Origin of the sequence: Halapricum salinum, assembly GCF_004799665.1 — an archaeon.
GTDB classification, from domain to species: domain Archaea; phylum Halobacteriota; class Halobacteria; order Halobacteriales; family Haloarculaceae; genus Halapricum; species Halapricum salinum.
Genome location: NZ_CP031310.1, coordinates 2698464 through 2712961 on the forward strand (window position 1 = coordinate 2698464; position 14498 = coordinate 2712961).

The window sequence follows — 14498 nt, forward strand, 5'->3', positions numbered from 1 at the left end:
CGACCACTCCGACCCCTATCCGAGTGGCGAGAAGACTCCACGAACACGCACCGAGAGTGTCGTAACGCTAAAGAGTCGAACCCGCCTTCTTGTACGTAACATGAATATCGAACGTCCAGTCGGGAGGTGGTGCTGTGGGTGTCGAGATCACGGAGTCGCCAGTTAGTGAAGACGAGTTCGAGGAGATGAAGGCGTTCGTCCGCGACTATCTCACCGCGAGCGTCGAGACAGAGGACGAAGGCGGACGAATGCGATGGTACCCCTGGCACTCCGCGGAGTATCGGTTCAACCACATCCTGAACGTGGTCGACCTCGCCGAAGAGATCGCCCGTAAAGAGGGGGCGAACGTCGACGTGACTCGCGTCGCGGCGCTGTTTCACGACATCGCCAAGCTCGAAGCCGAACAGGACCGCCACGCCGAGGTCGGCGCGAACATCACCAAGGAGTACCTGACGACTCACGCCGACTACCCGCCGTCGTTCGTCGAGCAGGTCGTCGAGTCCGTCCGCGACCACTCCTATCAGGGCGAGCTGACGGACCTGCCCCTGGAAACGCAGTGTCTCATCGAGGCCGATATCCTCGACAAGGTCGGCGCGAACGGCGCGACCCTGCTGCTGTTGCGGATGGGCTACGAGTCCCGAACGCACATGGACGCCTCCGAGATGATCGAGCGCGTCATCGAACGCGGGAAAGACGCCACAGAGCGGATCCGCAGTGACGCTGCCGAGAGCGCCGCCCACCGCCGTCTCAAGCGCGTGGTCTGGCTCAAAGAGTGGCTCGAAGCCGAAGTCGCCGATATGGAGGACGACACCGACCCCTTCGACGTCGGCGACGTCGACGCCGCCGAGCGCTAGAGCAGCGTCCGGACGGCGTCGGCCACGAAGAGCGTCCCGAACCCGGCGTAGGCGAGTGCCGACAGCGTCGAGACAGCCGGTGCGAGACGGTCGGTCCGGGCCGCGCCAGCCGTGAGTGCCGCCGGAAAGCCGGTTATCCAGACGAGGATCCCGCCGAACAGTCCCACCAGCAACAGCGGCGTGCCAGTCTGGACCACGACCACTCCCGCCAGCGAGGAGTCGGCCGACAGCGCCGTCGCGAAGACGTCGATCCGACCGGGTTCGAGCAGGCCGACGCCGACGGTCAGCCAGAAGAGGATCTGGTAGGGGTTGGTGATCGCCAGCGTGAACGCCTTGGCGAAACCGCGGCGCTCGGCCGCGACGGTCCCGGCGGATCGAAAGCCAGCGGCTCGATCACGGAACGCACCGATCGCGAAGTACCACAGCAGCAGGCCACCGATCCCGACCAGCACGCCCTGGAGTGTCGGTGATCGCTGGAGGAGGGCGACGACGCCCGCGAGCGACAGGACGAGAAAGCAGGCGTCCGCGACCATCGCGCCGAGTCCAGCGGTGAAGCCCGATCGCCAGCCACCGACGACGCTCTCCTCGGCGATGACGGCGTTCATCGGGCCCGGCGGCGCGGCGAGCGCGAGACCGAAGACGACGCCGGCGGCCGCGGTCGCGATCGATTCCAGCAGTACCATCGCCGGTGGTTGGCCCGACAGCGAGAAAAGTCCGGCGAGAGCGATGCGTCAGCGGCGGCGTCACGGGCGGTCGATCACTGGAACATGCCGACGGGCTGGGCCTGCGAGCGCTCGTCACCCGCTTCCTGCATCCGCTTTGCGAGTTTCTCCTTGGCTTCGCTGATCTCCTGGGCGCGTTCGATCAGCGCGTCGGTGTCGACTTCGATGTCGGCGACTGGCTCGACCGCGCGCTCGAGCAGGGCCTTCGCGGCTGCTGGATCCGGGAACTGCGGGCTGGCCTCGACGATGAATCCGAGGCTGTCGAGGTCGTTCATGCTGGCCTGGTAGACCAGCGCGCCGGTGGGACCGCTGACGACCCCGCGCTCTCCGGGGGTCTTCACGCCGAGGTCGTCCAGTCGGGAGCCGGCGTCGCCGGTCGCGATCCCGAAGACGTCGGTCGTCTCCTGATCGCGTCGCTGTGTGCCGGTGACGAACAGCGGCAGCGCGTCGACCTCGGCGAACCAGCCGGTCACGCAACTGGCGAACTCCTCGGCGGCCGACGGCGAGATGGGGATGTCGCTCTGGAGGACGAGTAAGTTGCGCCGTTCGTCGGCGTGGATCCTGACTGGTGGTTCGACCCCGTGGCCATCGGCGTCGTAGACCGCGACCTCCGGCAGCCCCTTGCAGTGGCAGGACGCGTAGTGGGCCATCTCGAAGGCGTCGACGAGGTGATCGACGGCGATCTTGCCGACGAGGCCAAGCCCGGGGAGGCCTTCGACCAGTACCGGGTCCTCGAGTTCGATGTCCTCGCGGTGGATGCTGACGTGTGCCATAGCTCTGCCAACGCGAGACAGGGGTTTACCGTTTGGCCTACTCGCCACCGGTAGCTTCGAAACCCACAAAGTCCGACCCCGCCTACCGCTCGCCAATGGACGACGTTCTCGCACGGTACGAACCCATCGTCGACGATTTCGAGGCCTTTCGGGCGGCCTGCGAGCGACCGCTGCCGTCGGCGATCCGGGTCAACACGATCAAGACCACCGTCGAACGGGCCCGCCGCGGGTTGGAGGAGGCCGACCTCGCGGCCGAGCCGGTCGAGTGGCACCCCGGACTCTTTCGGCTCCCCGAGGACCAGCCCGGCGCGAACTGGCCGTACACCCACGGCTGGATCCACGGCCAGGAGGAAGTCTCTGCCGTGCCCGCGGCGGTGCTCGAACCACAGCCGGGCGAGCGCGTCTGGGACGCCTGTGCCGCGCCCGGGAGCAAGACCACCCAGCTCGCAGCACTGATGGACGACTCCGGGCTCGTGGTCGCAACCGACAACAACCTCGGGCGACTCTCGGCGCTGCGCTCGAACACCGAGCGCCTCGGCGCGACGTGCGTCGCCGTCACCAACGAGGACGCGCGCAATCACTCGCTGAAACCCTTCGGCGGGATGGAGTACGACCGCGCGCTCGTCGACGTGCCCTGCTCGTGTGAGGGGACGATCCGCAAGAACCCCGACACGCTCGAGGAGTGGACGCTCGATCACGTCGAGGGAATCTCCGGCGTGCAGAAGGGGATCCTCACCCGGGCGATCAAGGCCACCCGCGAGGGCGGCACGGTCGTCTACTCGACGTGTACGTTCGCGCCCGAGGAGAACGAGGCCGTGCTGGATCACGTCCTCGACTCCGGGGAGTGTCGACTGGTCGAGTTCGACCTCTCCCTGGAGTCGCGGCCCGGCGTCACCGAGTGGCAGGGTCGGGAGTTCGATCCCGCGGTCGCACAGGCAAAGCGGATCTATCCACACCACAACGACACTGGCGGGTTCTTCGTCGCGAAACTGGAGGTGACGGCATGAGCGACGACGACGACACTAGGGCGGACAACGTCAGCACGCGCTTCGACCGCCTTCCAGAGCGCGAGGCCGACCGCGAGGTCGCGGGGCGACCGTCCCGCGAGGCCGTCCTCGACTTCTGGGACGATCGCTTCGGGGTCGATCCCGCAGTCTTCGAGGGCTACACCTTCTGGGAGCGAGGCAACGGCAAGATCTGGGCCTTTGCGGGTGAGCTGGAGACACCGGTCGACATCGAAGCCCTGGGGATGTCGTTCATGCGGACGCGCCAGGAACACTGGAAGCCGACGACCGAGGCCGTCCAGCGCTTCGGCAACCACGCGAGTCGAAACGTGATCGACCTCTCCCGGAGCGAGGCGGAGGCGTTGCTCGCAGGCCACAGCCAGGAGATAGAGTGGGGCGGCGATTGGGGCTATCTGATCGCCAGCCACGAAATCGCGGGCGCGTCCGAACCGATCGGCGTCGGGCTGTACGTCCACGGCGAACTCCGCTCACAGATTCCCAAGGGACGCCGACGGGAGTTCGGCGACTAGCCGGCACGTCGGGACGCTCCCCGTCGTCAATCACCACAGCGTAGACTCCGGAGGATGAATAGTCTTGCCAGGCAGCTGTCCGCGCCGAGTCGAGTACGTACCTTCTAAGTACAGCGGCGCGGACGAACTGGTATGCACGCGACAGCGAAGGCCCATCCGATCCAGGGACTCGTCAAGTACCACGGGATGCGCGATCCGGAGTTCCGCAACCCCTACCACGACAGCATCAGCGTCTGCACGGCGTCGAGTCACACCAAGACGACGGTCGAATTCGACGAGAGTCTCGACGGCGACACCTACGTGGTCGACGGCGAGGTCGTCGACGGTCGCGGTGCCGAGCGCATCGAGAAGGTCGTCGATCACGTCCGCGAGCGCGCCGGCATCGACGCGCCGATCCGCGTCGAGAGCGAGAACTCCTTCCCGACGAACATCGGCTTTGGCTCCTCGGCCTCCGGGTTCGCCGCGCTGGCGACCGCCGCCACCGACGCCGCCGGCCTGGATCTCACCCACCCCGAGATCTCGGCGATCGCCCGGCGCGGGTCTGCCTCGGCCGCCCGTGCCGTCACTGGCGGCTTCTCACACCTCTTTTCCGGATACAACGACCGGGACTGTCGCTCCGAGCGGATCGAGACCGATCTCGAAGACGACCTGCACATCGTCGCCGGGATGGTCCCGTCCTACAAGGAGACCGAAGCCGCTCACGCCGAAGCCGAAGACAGCCACATGTTCGACGCGCGGATGGCCCATATCCACGAGCAGATCGACCAGATGACCGACGCGCTTCGCGAGGCGGACTTCGGGCGCGCATTCGAACTGGCCGAACACGACTCGCTGTCGCTTGCCGCCACGACGATGACCGGGCCTGCGGGCTGGGTCTACTGGCAGCCCCGGACGATCGAGATCTTCAACACCGTTCGCGAACTCCGCGAGGAGGGCGTCGACGCCTACTTCTCGGTCGACACCGGCGCGAGCGTCTACGTCAACACCACCGAGGCGGACGTCGACCGCGTGATCGAGGCCGTCTCGGACTGCGGTGTCGACACGCGCCACTGGACTGTCGGCGGTCCCGCACAGGTGCTCGACGAGGACGAGGCGCTGTTCTGACCCATATTGGCCGGCCAAGCAGACCCCGGTCCTTACTTCGGTCCGGGCCGTAGCCGGGGTATGCGAGTCGCTGTCTTCGGTGGCGGATACGCCGGCCTCCCGCTCGTTCGCGCGCTCGAACGCACCCTCCCCGAGGAGGACGAGATCGTCCTGGTCGACGCGAGTTCGACCCACACGGTGAGACACGAAGTCCACCGCGTCATCAGACGCCCCTCGATCGCCGAGGACATCGCCATTCCTTTCGAGGACCTCCTCGACCGGGCCGACCACCGCCAGCAGCAGGTCGACGAGATCGATCCCGAGGCCAGGACGGCGACGTTCGCGGATGGCGACACCCTCGAGTTCGACGCCGGTGCGATCTGTCTCGGTGTCGAGACCGAGTTCTACGACCTGCCGGGCGTCCGCGAGCACGCCACCCCCCTCCGAACGATCGAGCACGCCGAGCAGATCCACGAACAGTTTCACGAGACCGTCCCCGCAGACGGCCACGTCGTCGTCGGCGGCGCCGGACTCTCTGGGATCCAGGTCGCCGGCGAGATACGAGCGCTGGCCGACAACCGGGGCGAGGGCGTGACCGTCACGCTGCTCGAACAGGCGGCGACCATCGCACCTTCGTTCCCGGCCGACATCCGCGAGGCGCTCCGGGACGAACTGGACGCGCAGGGGATCGATGTCCGGACGAACGCGACGGTCGAGCGCGCCGACGACGCGACGATCGAACTGGCCGAAGACGACGGGATCGAGTACGACCAGTTCGTCTGGACCGGGGGCATCCGTTCGACTCGGGCTGTCGGGACGGGGCGTCCTCAGGTGCCGAGCACGCTCAGGCTCACAGACCGGGTGTTCGCGTTCGGCGACGCCGCGCGCGTGGTCGACGTCGACGGCCGCGGCGCACCGGCCACAGCCCACACGGCCGTCAGACAAGCACCCGTCGCGGCCGAGAACATCCGACGACTGCTCGAATACGATCGTACCGGAGACGGCGGCTTCGAACCCAGGCTGAAGCGATACGACTACGACCAGCTGGGCTGGCTGGTCAGCGTCGGCGACGGTGCGGTCGCGAAGGTCGGCCCGCAGATCCTCAGGGGGAAAGCCGCGGTCGCTGTCAAGCGGTCGGTCGGCGCGGGCTATCTGACCTCGGTGGGTGCGGTCAGCAAGGCGGTCGACCTCGTGCGAGAGGAGTTCGACCTCGGCACGAAGAGTGACGATCCAGACAGTGAGCCCGAAGCGCTCGACGTGAGCGACGAGCGCGAAGAGTAGCTACTCCTCGGCCTGTTCGAGCGCGACCTGTGGCGTCGTCCAGATGACGAACTCCTCGTCGCGTTCGATGACGCCCTTGATCGACTTGCGATCCAGCGGCGATTCTTTGACCTCCGATTCGGTGATCGGGAGGACCTGCCGGACCTCGTCGACGATCCAGCCGGCGTGACCCTGATCCTCGAACGTGTTGGCGTCGAAGACGACGATCAGTTGTTCGTCGTTGGTCTGTTCGATGTCGAGAGCGATTTTCGGGTCGAGGATCGTCGTGATCTGCCCGCGCAGGTCGACGACGCCGTGGACGTGCTCAGGCGTGTTCGGGACGCGCGTCACGCTCTCCTCTTTGACGATCTCCTCGACGTACTCGATGTCCAGACAGTAGTGCTCCTCGCCCAGCCGGAACTCCAGCACGCGGATCTCCTCTTCCTGTTCGGCTTCCGCCTCTCCCTCCTCGGCGTCACCCGACGTGTCAGCGGTCGCCGCGTTCGCCCGTTGCTCGTCTTCGTCGACTTCGAAGGCTGCTGCCGCAGAGGCCGCCGCGGCTGCGGTCTGTGTCGTCTCAACGTCTTCGCCGTCAGTCGAGACCTGCTTGGTCGAGGCCGATCCCGTCGTCTCGGTGTCTCCGTCTTCGAACCATTCGTCGGTCGACGCCGGTCCTTCGATCTCCGACCCGTCGGCTGTGCCCGCGTCGGACGACGTAGCTTCGGCCGATACAGCGCCGGTCTGTGATCCATCGCCGTTGGTCGTCCCCGTGGGCGGCTCCGGTTCGGTCCTCCCAGCGGATTGCTCGGTGTCGACTGTCGACTGGTCGCTTACGGGTACTTCGGTCGACTGATCGGTCGCAGTGGTCTCGACCGGGTCGGCTGCCTCGTCTTCGGCACCCGATTGGCCGTCTTCGGGAGTCGATTCTTCCTCGGGGTCGCCGCCGCGGCGGCCCTCTCGCATCTGTCGGATCCGTCGTGCTCTGTCCATGCGTTCGTCGTCGCTCATAGTGTCACCTCGTGGTCCGCGCGTCGCGTCTCGGTTTCGAACCGCTGCTCGAAGCTGTCGGCGATGTCCAGAAAGACGTCGGCCATGTCGACCGACTCCCCGAAGGCGAACACGGAGTTGCCGGCCGAGAACGCCCGCTGGAGGGCCACGCGCTTGCGGACCTCCCAGACCGGGAAGTCGTCGAAGACCTCGTTGAGCCACTCCAGCATCACCCGGTCCTCGTTTGTCTTCTCGACGCGATTGGCGACGACGCCCATCGTCTCGACAGTGATCCCCGTCTGGCCTTCCAGAGCCGCCAGCTGGTCGATCAGCAGCTCGATCGCCCGCTCTGAGGTCGCCTCCGTCAGCGCCGGGATCAGGACGTGCTGGGCCGCGTAGATTCCCGTGTCCGTCAGCTTGCCGTAGAACGGCGGCGAGTCGATGATGACGTAGTCGTAGTCGTGTTCGACGGCGTCGAGGACGTCGTCCAGCACCGTCAGTGCGTGCGGGCCGGTGACGCCCTCGGGCCTGACGTTGATCGCCAGCGAGGCCAGTTCGCTGGGATCGATCGTCGACTTCGGATCGCTCTTGACCCGGGCGATCAGGTCCGCGATGGTCAGTTCGTGCTCGGCCTGTAGCAGGTCGATGTTGCTCGGCAGGACGTCCATCTCCTCGTGCTCGACGACGAGGTCGTTGACCAGGTGGCGCTTGCGGTGGTCGGTCAGGACGTCGAAGAACGTCGGCGGGTCCTTGTCGTAGGCGTCCAGTAGACCCAGACCCTCCGTTGCATTACCCTGGGGGTCGAGGTCGACGAACAGCACGTCGTGGCCGCGCTCGTTGAGCGCGCCGGCGACGTTGATCGCGATCGTCGTCTTGCCCGTCCCGCCTTTGGCGTTGGTCACGCAGACCCGTGGGGCCGTCCAATCGGTGCTCATTTGGACTGTTGGCCTACACTCTGGTTCGACGCGTTATAAAAATACGCTCCGGCCTATCAAATCAGAAAATCGGACGATCGCCCGCTCTCGACGCCCGATCACAGTCACCGTCGCTCTTCGAGCAGCCGCGAACTAACGACGAAGACGCTGGTCAGCACCAGCAGGAGTTGCTGGCCGGAGTCGACGATCGGAAAGATCCGCTCGACGCTGCCAGATTCGCCGCCAGTCTCGGAGGGACTGGGATCGAAGCCGGTCTGGAAACGGTCGCCGACATCGTCGGTCGAACCGACCGCTACTTGCCCGGAGTCCGGCGAGGTGGCCGGTGATTGGTCTGGCGATTCGGTCGGCGACAGATCGACGAACGTCTGGATCAGTCCCTCCTTGGTCGAGATCCGAATGTGACCGTTTAGCTGGTAGAACTGGTCGTGAAGCGGGTAGAACAGATTGACGCCGTTCATGAACAGGTCCGGCCCGATCCCGGCGAAGGTGATCGCGGCGACGGCGACCCAGGCGGTTCTGACGCCGTCGGTACCGAACCGCTGGCCGATGCTGGACTGCTCTCGAAATCGCGTGTCGTAGACGAGCACACCGATCAGTATCAGGGGCAACAGGAGAGTGTGGAAGGCCGCGCGGTGTGCGCCGACGATCCACCAGCCGACGAAGACGTCGAAGTCGACGAGAATCACCGCCCCGACGACGACCGCGAGCGATCGAACGCCGAAGGAGTCGCGCAATAACGCGACCGCGATCAACCCGGCGAGCGCGACGTGAACGACCGTCGAAACCATGCCTGGAGCCTGGTCACGAACGAGTAAATCCCTTCTGTCGGTTCGACGGTCGTCGAAGTCGTGTTCGACAATACTTATTCGGCCGGCTGCGAAGTAGTGGACATGGACGTCGACGCAGACGCACGCCGGCGACTGGCCGAGCGCATCGCCGGCGAGATCACGCTCAGCGAGGACGCCGGAGCGACCCTCCGAAAGTGGCGAACCGACTTCGAGATCAGCCAGACCGAGCTTGCAGATCAATTAGACATCTCTTCGTCGGTGGTCTCCGACTACGAGAGCGGCCGCCGCGCGAATCCGGGAACGGGCGTCATCGAGCGCCTCGTCACGGGACTGCTGGACGTCGACGAGCGCCGCGGCGGGAGTCGAATCCGCCAGCACGCCCGCGTGCTCACGGCGGGGTTCGACCGCGAGGTCGTCCACGAACTCCGGGAGTACCCGGCGACGATCGACCTCGATCGGTACTACGAGACCATCGGCGCGACCGAACTCGTCCGTGGCACCCAGGACACCATCGCCGGCCACACGATCATCGACTCCATCGCGGCGATCACTCGCCTCTCCAGCGAGGAGTTCTACCGGCTGTACGGCCAGAGCGCCAACCGCGCGCTGGTCTTCGGCGGTGTCACCCGCGGAGAGTCACCGCTTGTCGCGATGCGCGTCGTCAATCCCACGCCGAACGTGGTCGTCCTCCAGGGGATCGACCCCGATGACGTCTGGGAGCACGCTGGCGACCTCGCCCGGATCGACGGCTTCTCGCTGGCGGTGGTCGACGCCGATCTGGAGACGACACTCGAACGGCATCACGAGTTGCCCTGACAGAGAGTGGCATAGACTAGTTCATAAGGGGCTTTTCAGGCGTATCGGAAACGAATTGTCTGTTCAGTGTATTCTGCGTACTGAACGAACTACGATCGATGCTTCGGGGTTAATACAGCTCAAGTAAGCGTAATATCACGCTTGTACATGGCCCCCACATGATTGATAAACTGACTAACCAATGAGTACTTGATCGAAAGCGGCCATATCAGTTATGTAATAATATTTGGATCCAATTTGAATTGCGATGCTGTTTGGGCGATTATTCCGATCATCGGCGGGTACGCGGTCAGCAATTGTTTCGAGAAGTGTTCCAAACTCACTTGCCCCCTCATCTGAACATGTTTTTGCCGCTTGATTTTCTATTGCGAATTCAATTATCAGTCGAGACGTGTTTGAAAAGGAATTGTATTTGACTATTTTTGTTGAATTTCTCACAGAATCATAATCTTCAGACAACACAAGAGAACCGCCCACTGACTTACATGTGACTGTGCTACTCAACCATTCCGGCGGGTCTTCAGACACCCGATTTGGAGTCCCAGTTGGCTCCCTGTCCGTGGTACATCCAGTCAGAGTGAGTAATGTTGAACAGAAGCCACAAACGAACCACCTTCGATTCATGGTTGGTAGTCGTGACACTCCAAAATAAAATCCATGTACTGTGTGATCCGTGCGTCTCGTGCACTGAGAGAATCAGGGTAACGAAGAACAGTCACGCGAACCATCGTATGACGCTCTCCTAACAGAGAGTCCTGTTGCTACGACTCACAGCGCTGCTGGGTGAACGACGACGTGGCGAATCCGTCGGTTTCGAGTTCTGTGGCGACCGCGTCGGAGAGTCGTTCGTTGTCGTCGTCCGGGTAATCGAGCCAGCCGCCGTCGGTGTGGACACTGCCGTCGACCTCGCCGGCGACGTTGTGCAATAGCGCGTGGGTGACCATCGCGGCACGGAAGGAGACGTCGCCGTCGTAACTCCCGAAGTTCGACCCGTCGAGGATCGAGGCGTGACCGGGCGTCTCGGCGTAGCCGATCGTCTCGTCGTCCTGGATCTGTCCGAGCGTCACCTGATGGTACGTGCAGTATCGATCGCCCAACCGCTGTTCGGTGTAGTAGCGGTCGACCGCCCCCGAGCCGCCGATCGGGACCTCCTCACCGAGCCGCCCGGCACGATCACCCCGGTGGACGAGGTGTAGATCGATCCCGGTCGAGCCGTCGGGGTTCTCGACGGGCATGTTCGACCAGACCTCGCGTAACTGTCGCCGTTCCGCGCTGTCGAGCGGGTCGACGTCCGAGCCGTAGTTGAGCTGGACGTACAGGTCCATCTGTTCGGGATCGGCGTTCGAGAGCGTCGCCCCGCCTGGGGTCTCACCGGCCTCCTCCCAGCTATCGGGCAGCCCGTCGCCGTCGGTGTCGACGCCGGGGTCTTTCTGGGCGAGGTCGCCGTTTCCTCGTCGGACGGCGTCGTCCTCGAACAGCCCGGGTATCTGCCCGGTGTATCGCCCCTCTTTGATGTCAGTCACGACCTCGTCGATCGTCGTGTCCTCGGTCAGCGAGTCCGAGAGGTAGGGGACGAACGCCGCGAACCCGACCATGAAGACGACGGTGAAGATGATCATGAACGCCAGCCCCTTCGTGCGTGGGGAGTTCGGCGTGAGCCGTTCGTACCAGACGGCGATCTTCGACCCGCTGGAGGTGCCGACGGAGGTGAACAGTCTGACGGCCCCGAAGATCAACAGGAAAGTGACCACGAACAGCACGACCATTCCGAGACCGAGTAGCACGGGCTCGGGGATCGGCTGTTCGATTTCGGCCGCTCGCTGGAAGGCTCGACGGGTTGCCCGTGCCGCCCAGAGGATGGCGTCCGGCGCGAGCAACAGGACCAGTGCCGCGCCGACCAGCGCGCCGACGACCAGCCGACGAAAACCTCGCATATCCACGTCTACTAGAGTACAGGATATATCTCCTTCGGCCACGCCAGCACGAAAGCCAGAAGGCCGCGGCGAGAGAACACCGACACATGACCGACTCCGAGCCACCACTCGAACAGTTCCTCGACGACGTCGACACGGCACTCGCAGAGTACGATCAAGGATACGTCGACGCGGACGCGACGCTGCAGGTCGTCCGCTCGCACGTCGAGGACCTGCGCGAGGCCGTCGAGGAGTAACCGGTAGTGGTATCACCTCGGCAGTGACGAAACGCCGAGGTTAAACGGCCCGGCCCGCTAGTCTGGTCTAATGAGCCAAGAGCGGACCGAGGGCGATCTGCGGAACACCGGCCTCTCTCTGAAGCACGACCGCGAGTGGGACTACGAACTGGATCGAATCGTCGAGGAAGTACAGGAGCGCGACGCGACGACCGTCGGCCTGCAGTTTCCCGAAGGGCTGAAACGACGCGGCCCGGCCGTCGCCGACGACCTCCGAGAGGAGCTACCCGACGACGTGAACGTAATGATCTCGGGCCAACCCTGCTACGGTGCCTGTGACCTCGATACGTACCTCATGCGCCGGACGGACGTGTTCGTCCACTTCGGCCACTCCCCGATGAAAGAGAGTGACAAGATCATCTACGTCCCGCTGTTCTCGAATGTGGACGTCTTCCCGATCATGGAGCAGGCTCTCGACGAGGAACTCGTGCCGGCCGAGGACGACGAAGACGTGGGCCTCGTGACGACCGCCCAGCACATGAACAAGTTCGAGGAGATGCGGTCGTGGCTGGAGGAGCGAGGCTACGAGGTCCACACCCGCAAGGGCGACGACCGCTTGACCCACGAGGGCCAGGTCCTGGGCTGTAACTACGCCAGCGCGGACGTCGATGCCGACCAGATCCTCTACGTCGGCGGCGGGAAGTTCCATCCGCTCGGCCTGGCGATGGAACATCCCGACAAGAAGGTCGTCATCGCCGACCCCGTCAACAATTCGGTGACCGTCGCCGACACCGAGCAGTTCATGAAACAGCGCTATGCCTCCGTTCACAAGGCGATGGACGCCGAGGAGTGGGGCGTCATCTTCTGTACGAAGATCGGCCAGGGTCGCTGGGAGATCGCCCAGGAGATCGTCGCGGAAAACGACGACGCCTACCTCATCACGATGGACGAGGTGACCCCGGATCGACTCACGAACTTCGGTCTCGATGCGTACGTCAACACGGGCTGTCCGCGGATCACGACCGACGACGGCCCGCAGTTCAAAAAGCCGATGCTCACGCCCCAGGAGTACAAGATCGCCATCGGCGAGGAGGATCTCGAAGCGCTGGAATTCGACACCTTCCACGGTACGTGGTAGGCCCGTCCGGCCAACGAGCCTCACGACGGTAGCGTCGAGACGACGTCCTCGATCGCTTGCAGAATACCGATCCCGACGAGATAGAACGTCGTGGCCTTGGCGTAGAGCTCCGACGTCTGGCCGAACTCCGTCCGTGACTGCCCGACAGTGATCGCGGTGGCACCGGATTGGACGAATAGTTCCGGGAGCGGCGCGTCGTAGTTCGAACGCACCGACTCGTAGGTGTCGACCGCACCCGACTCGGCCTCGAGCATCCGATCTCTGTCGAACTCCTCCTGATCAGGGGTGACCGAGAGTTCCGTGCGCGCGTATTGACATCCGCGCCGCCAGAGCAACGCTCGACCCGTATCGACGAGTCGTTGCACGTCGTGGTCACGACGCCGCCCGTCCGTTCCGTACCTGAAGTCCGAATCGTAACAGTCGGCCCAGAGCGGTTGGGTCGCCTGCTGGTACACGTCGGTTCCGTAGTACCTCGCTTCGTCCGGTGTGATCGCCTCCTGAACGTCGTTCTCGGACGGCAATGCGTCGATCGAGTCGATGAACTCGCGCTGGGCGTCCTGGACGGAGTGCCTGACTGGCCTGGTCTGATCTCCCAGTTCGTCTCGGTACCGGTTGCGATAGTAGCGCGCGTTCGCGAGGGCCTGTTCGGCACGCAGCAAGCGCGAGTGGAACTGCGAGAGGTCCCCGGTCGTCGACTCAGAGGAGCCATCGAAGGGCGCGAGGAACGACACGTTGTCACTTTCCACCTCGACGAAGTAGAGGCACGCGAGGTCACGCGATGGATTCGAAACGGGATAGTCACCGAGTTCGTCCTGCAGACGGTCGGCTTCCGAACGGACAGCGAGAGATCGGTCCCGGGCGTCGTCACTGACTGTCCCGCCGAGGATCTCCTTCGCCTCGCCGATTCGGCTACCGGCGGTTGCCAACCCCGAGGTTGCGTCGCTGAGTCGCTCTCGCGGCACCGACTCGCGGCGAGCGTCTGCGAGCCAGCCACTCGCCGGCTCGTCGGCCCACCGCGGTGCTGATCCGGTCCGGCGTTCGACGCGGTCGGCGAGCCGCTCGGCTCGATCGGCGGTCGTTTCCAGACGCTCCAGCGTCGCGTCTGCGTGGGCCTGTGACACAGGGGGCTGCCAGACCTGCTCCGGAACCGAGCGTCCACCGTCGTCGGTCAGCCCGGACAGCCATCCGGAGTTTGCCAGACCCACTCCAGCCATCCCACTGAGCGCCAGCGCACCCCCACCGGCGAGCAGTCGCCGGCGTGAGAGATCAGGGACCATAGCTGAAAGTCACACCAATCTATGACAAAATTAACGAAATGAGGTTGCTGACGAATCGAGACGAGACTCCTCTCATTGGGAAGCGTGTCTATCGAAACTGGCAGGTGGTACGAAGTCATCCTTCGAGGTGAACGTCGACAGGGCGATTCGGGGCCGATACCAGCTGCGAAACGACTGATAGT

Annotated in this window: 15 protein-coding genes; 8 read left to right on the forward strand and 7 right to left on the reverse strand. The window is 64.4% G+C overall.

Annotation, left to right across the window (positions count from 1 at the left end):
* The first annotated feature begins 134 nt into the window (after window positions 1-134).
* Entirely contained in the window at window positions 135-854 is a 720-nt protein-coding gene (locus DV733_RS13230) for an HD domain-containing protein (protein ID WP_049992465.1), read from the forward strand.
* Here the strand turns inward: DV733_RS13230 and DV733_RS13235 are convergent.
* Both DV733_RS13235 and DV733_RS13240 read right to left on the reverse strand, forming a co-directional pair.
* On the reverse strand, window positions 851-1537 hold the full coding sequence (locus DV733_RS13235; RefSeq protein ID WP_049992466.1) for a LysE family translocator: 687 nt from the start codon (window positions 1535-1537) through the stop codon (window positions 851-853). The genes DV733_RS13230 and DV733_RS13235 overlap by 4 nt on opposite strands.
* 74 nt (window positions 1538-1611) lie before the next feature.
* Window positions 1612-2349 carry a proteasome assembly chaperone family protein gene (locus tag DV733_RS13240; RefSeq protein ID WP_049992467.1) on the reverse strand — a complete coding sequence of 246 codons (738 nt, stop codon included), beginning with the start codon at window positions 2347-2349 and terminating at the stop codon, window positions 1612-1614.
* A gap of 95 nt (window positions 2350-2444) precedes the next feature.
* Between DV733_RS13240 and DV733_RS13245 the strand changes: the two genes are divergently transcribed.
* The 4 genes from DV733_RS13245 to DV733_RS13260 all read left to right on the forward strand — a co-directional run bounded on the left by DV733_RS13245 (window position 2445) and on the right by DV733_RS13260 (window position 6247).
* Window positions 2445-3356: an RsmB/NOP family class I SAM-dependent RNA methyltransferase gene (locus DV733_RS13245; RefSeq protein ID WP_049992468.1), complete on the forward strand. Its 912-nt coding sequence runs from the start codon at window positions 2445-2447 to the stop codon at window positions 3354-3356.
* Window positions 3353-3883, forward strand: a complete 531-nt coding sequence (locus DV733_RS13250) for a DUF7122 family protein (RefSeq protein ID WP_049992469.1) — start codon at window positions 3353-3355, stop codon at window positions 3881-3883. Before DV733_RS13245 ends, DV733_RS13250 begins: the two co-directional genes overlap by 4 nt.
* A gap of 132 nt (window positions 3884-4015) precedes the next feature.
* Window positions 4016-4987, forward strand: coding sequence for a phosphomevalonate decarboxylase MvaD (gene mvaD / locus DV733_RS13255; protein ID WP_049992470.1), 972 nt, complete (start codon window positions 4016-4018; stop codon window positions 4985-4987).
* 60 nt (window positions 4988-5047) lie between these two features.
* Window positions 5048-6247 (forward strand): NAD(P)/FAD-dependent oxidoreductase, encoded by a 1200-nt coding sequence (locus DV733_RS13260; protein WP_049992471.1) that lies wholly within the window; start codon window positions 5048-5050, stop codon window positions 6245-6247.
* Here DV733_RS13260 and DV733_RS13265 read toward each other — a convergent pair whose 3' ends face one another.
* From DV733_RS13265 to DV733_RS13275, 3 genes are all read right to left on the reverse strand, one after another.
* On the reverse strand, window positions 6248-7234 hold the full coding sequence (locus tag DV733_RS13265; RefSeq protein ID WP_049992472.1) for a chemotaxis protein CheW: 987 nt from the start codon (window positions 7232-7234) through the stop codon (window positions 6248-6250).
* A complete protein-coding gene (locus DV733_RS13270; protein ID WP_049992473.1) occupies window positions 7231-8148 on the reverse strand; it encodes a ParA family protein in 918 nt (305 codons plus the stop codon). Before DV733_RS13270 ends, DV733_RS13265 begins: the two co-directional genes overlap by 4 nt.
* A gap of 104 nt (window positions 8149-8252) precedes the next feature.
* Entirely contained in the window at window positions 8253-8936 is a 684-nt protein-coding gene (locus DV733_RS13275) for a metal-dependent hydrolase (protein WP_049992474.1), read from the reverse strand.
* Window positions 8937-9038: 102 nt separating this feature from the next.
* Here DV733_RS13275 and DV733_RS13280 point away from each other — a divergent pair, with 102 nt between their 5' ends.
* Entirely contained in the window at window positions 9039-9752 is a 714-nt protein-coding gene (locus DV733_RS13280; protein WP_049992475.1) for a helix-turn-helix domain-containing protein, read from the forward strand.
* 761 nt (window positions 9753-10513) lie between these two features.
* Here the strand turns inward: DV733_RS13280 and DV733_RS13285 are convergent.
* Entirely contained in the window at window positions 10514-11686 is a 1173-nt protein-coding gene (locus DV733_RS13285) for a hypothetical protein (protein WP_049992476.1), read from the reverse strand.
* Window positions 11687-11772: 86 nt separating this feature from the next.
* Between DV733_RS13285 and DV733_RS17370 the strand changes: the two genes are divergently transcribed.
* Both DV733_RS17370 and dph2 read left to right on the forward strand, forming a co-directional pair.
* Window positions 11773-11922, forward strand: a complete 150-nt coding sequence (locus DV733_RS17370; protein WP_170178706.1) for a hypothetical protein — start codon at window positions 11773-11775, stop codon at window positions 11920-11922.
* A gap of 70 nt (window positions 11923-11992) precedes the next feature.
* A complete protein-coding gene (dph2, locus tag DV733_RS13290; RefSeq protein WP_049992477.1) occupies window positions 11993-13039 on the forward strand; it encodes a diphthamide biosynthesis enzyme Dph2 in 1047 nt (348 codons plus the stop codon).
* A gap of 20 nt (window positions 13040-13059) precedes the next feature.
* Here the strand turns inward: dph2 and DV733_RS13295 are convergent, their stop codons facing one another.
* Window positions 13060-14316, reverse strand: coding sequence for a hypothetical protein (locus DV733_RS13295; RefSeq protein WP_049992478.1), 1257 nt, complete (start codon window positions 14314-14316; stop codon window positions 13060-13062).
* Window positions 14317-14498: the final 182 nt, after the last annotated feature.

Bases quoted from the DNA above. Each gene is read 5' to 3' on its own strand.
- DV733_RS13250 (WP_049992469.1), top strand. From the start codon at position 3,353: ATGAGCGACGACGACGACACTAGGGCGGACAACGTCAGCACGCGCTTC.
- mvaD (WP_049992470.1), top strand. From the start codon at position 4,016: ATGCACGCGACAGCGAAGGCCCATCCGATCCAGGGACTCGTCAAGTAC.
- DV733_RS13260 (WP_049992471.1), top strand. From the start codon at position 5,048: ATGCGAGTCGCTGTCTTCGGTGGCGGATACGCCGGCCTCCCGCTCGTT.
- DV733_RS13295 (WP_049992478.1), bottom strand. From the start codon at position 14,316: ATGGTCCCTGATCTCTCACGCCGGCGACTGCTCGCCGGTGGGGGTGCG.
- DV733_RS17370 (WP_170178706.1), top strand. From the start codon at position 11,773: ATGACCGACTCCGAGCCACCACTCGAACAGTTCCTCGACGACGTCGAC.
- DV733_RS13245 (WP_049992468.1), top strand. From the start codon at position 2,445: ATGGACGACGTTCTCGCACGGTACGAACCCATCGTCGACGATTTCGAG.
- DV733_RS13265 (WP_049992472.1), bottom strand. From the start codon at position 7,234: ATGAGCGACGACGAACGCATGGACAGAGCACGACGGATCCGACAGATG.
- DV733_RS13280 (WP_049992475.1), top strand. From the start codon at position 9,039: ATGGACGTCGACGCAGACGCACGCCGGCGACTGGCCGAGCGCATCGCC.
- DV733_RS13275 (WP_049992474.1), bottom strand. From the start codon at position 8,936: ATGGTTTCGACGGTCGTTCACGTCGCGCTCGCCGGGTTGATCGCGGTC.
- DV733_RS13270 (WP_049992473.1), bottom strand. From the start codon at position 8,148: ATGAGCACCGATTGGACGGCCCCACGGGTCTGCGTGACCAACGCCAAA.
- DV733_RS13285 (WP_049992476.1), bottom strand. From the start codon at position 11,686: ATGCGAGGTTTTCGTCGGCTGGTCGTCGGCGCGCTGGTCGGCGCGGCA.
- DV733_RS13240 (WP_049992467.1), bottom strand. From the start codon at position 2,349: ATGGCACACGTCAGCATCCACCGCGAGGACATCGAACTCGAGGACCCG.
- DV733_RS13235 (WP_049992466.1), bottom strand. From the start codon at position 1,537: ATGGTACTGCTGGAATCGATCGCGACCGCGGCCGCCGGCGTCGTCTTC.
- dph2 (WP_049992477.1), top strand. From the start codon at position 11,993: ATGAGCCAAGAGCGGACCGAGGGCGATCTGCGGAACACCGGCCTCTCT.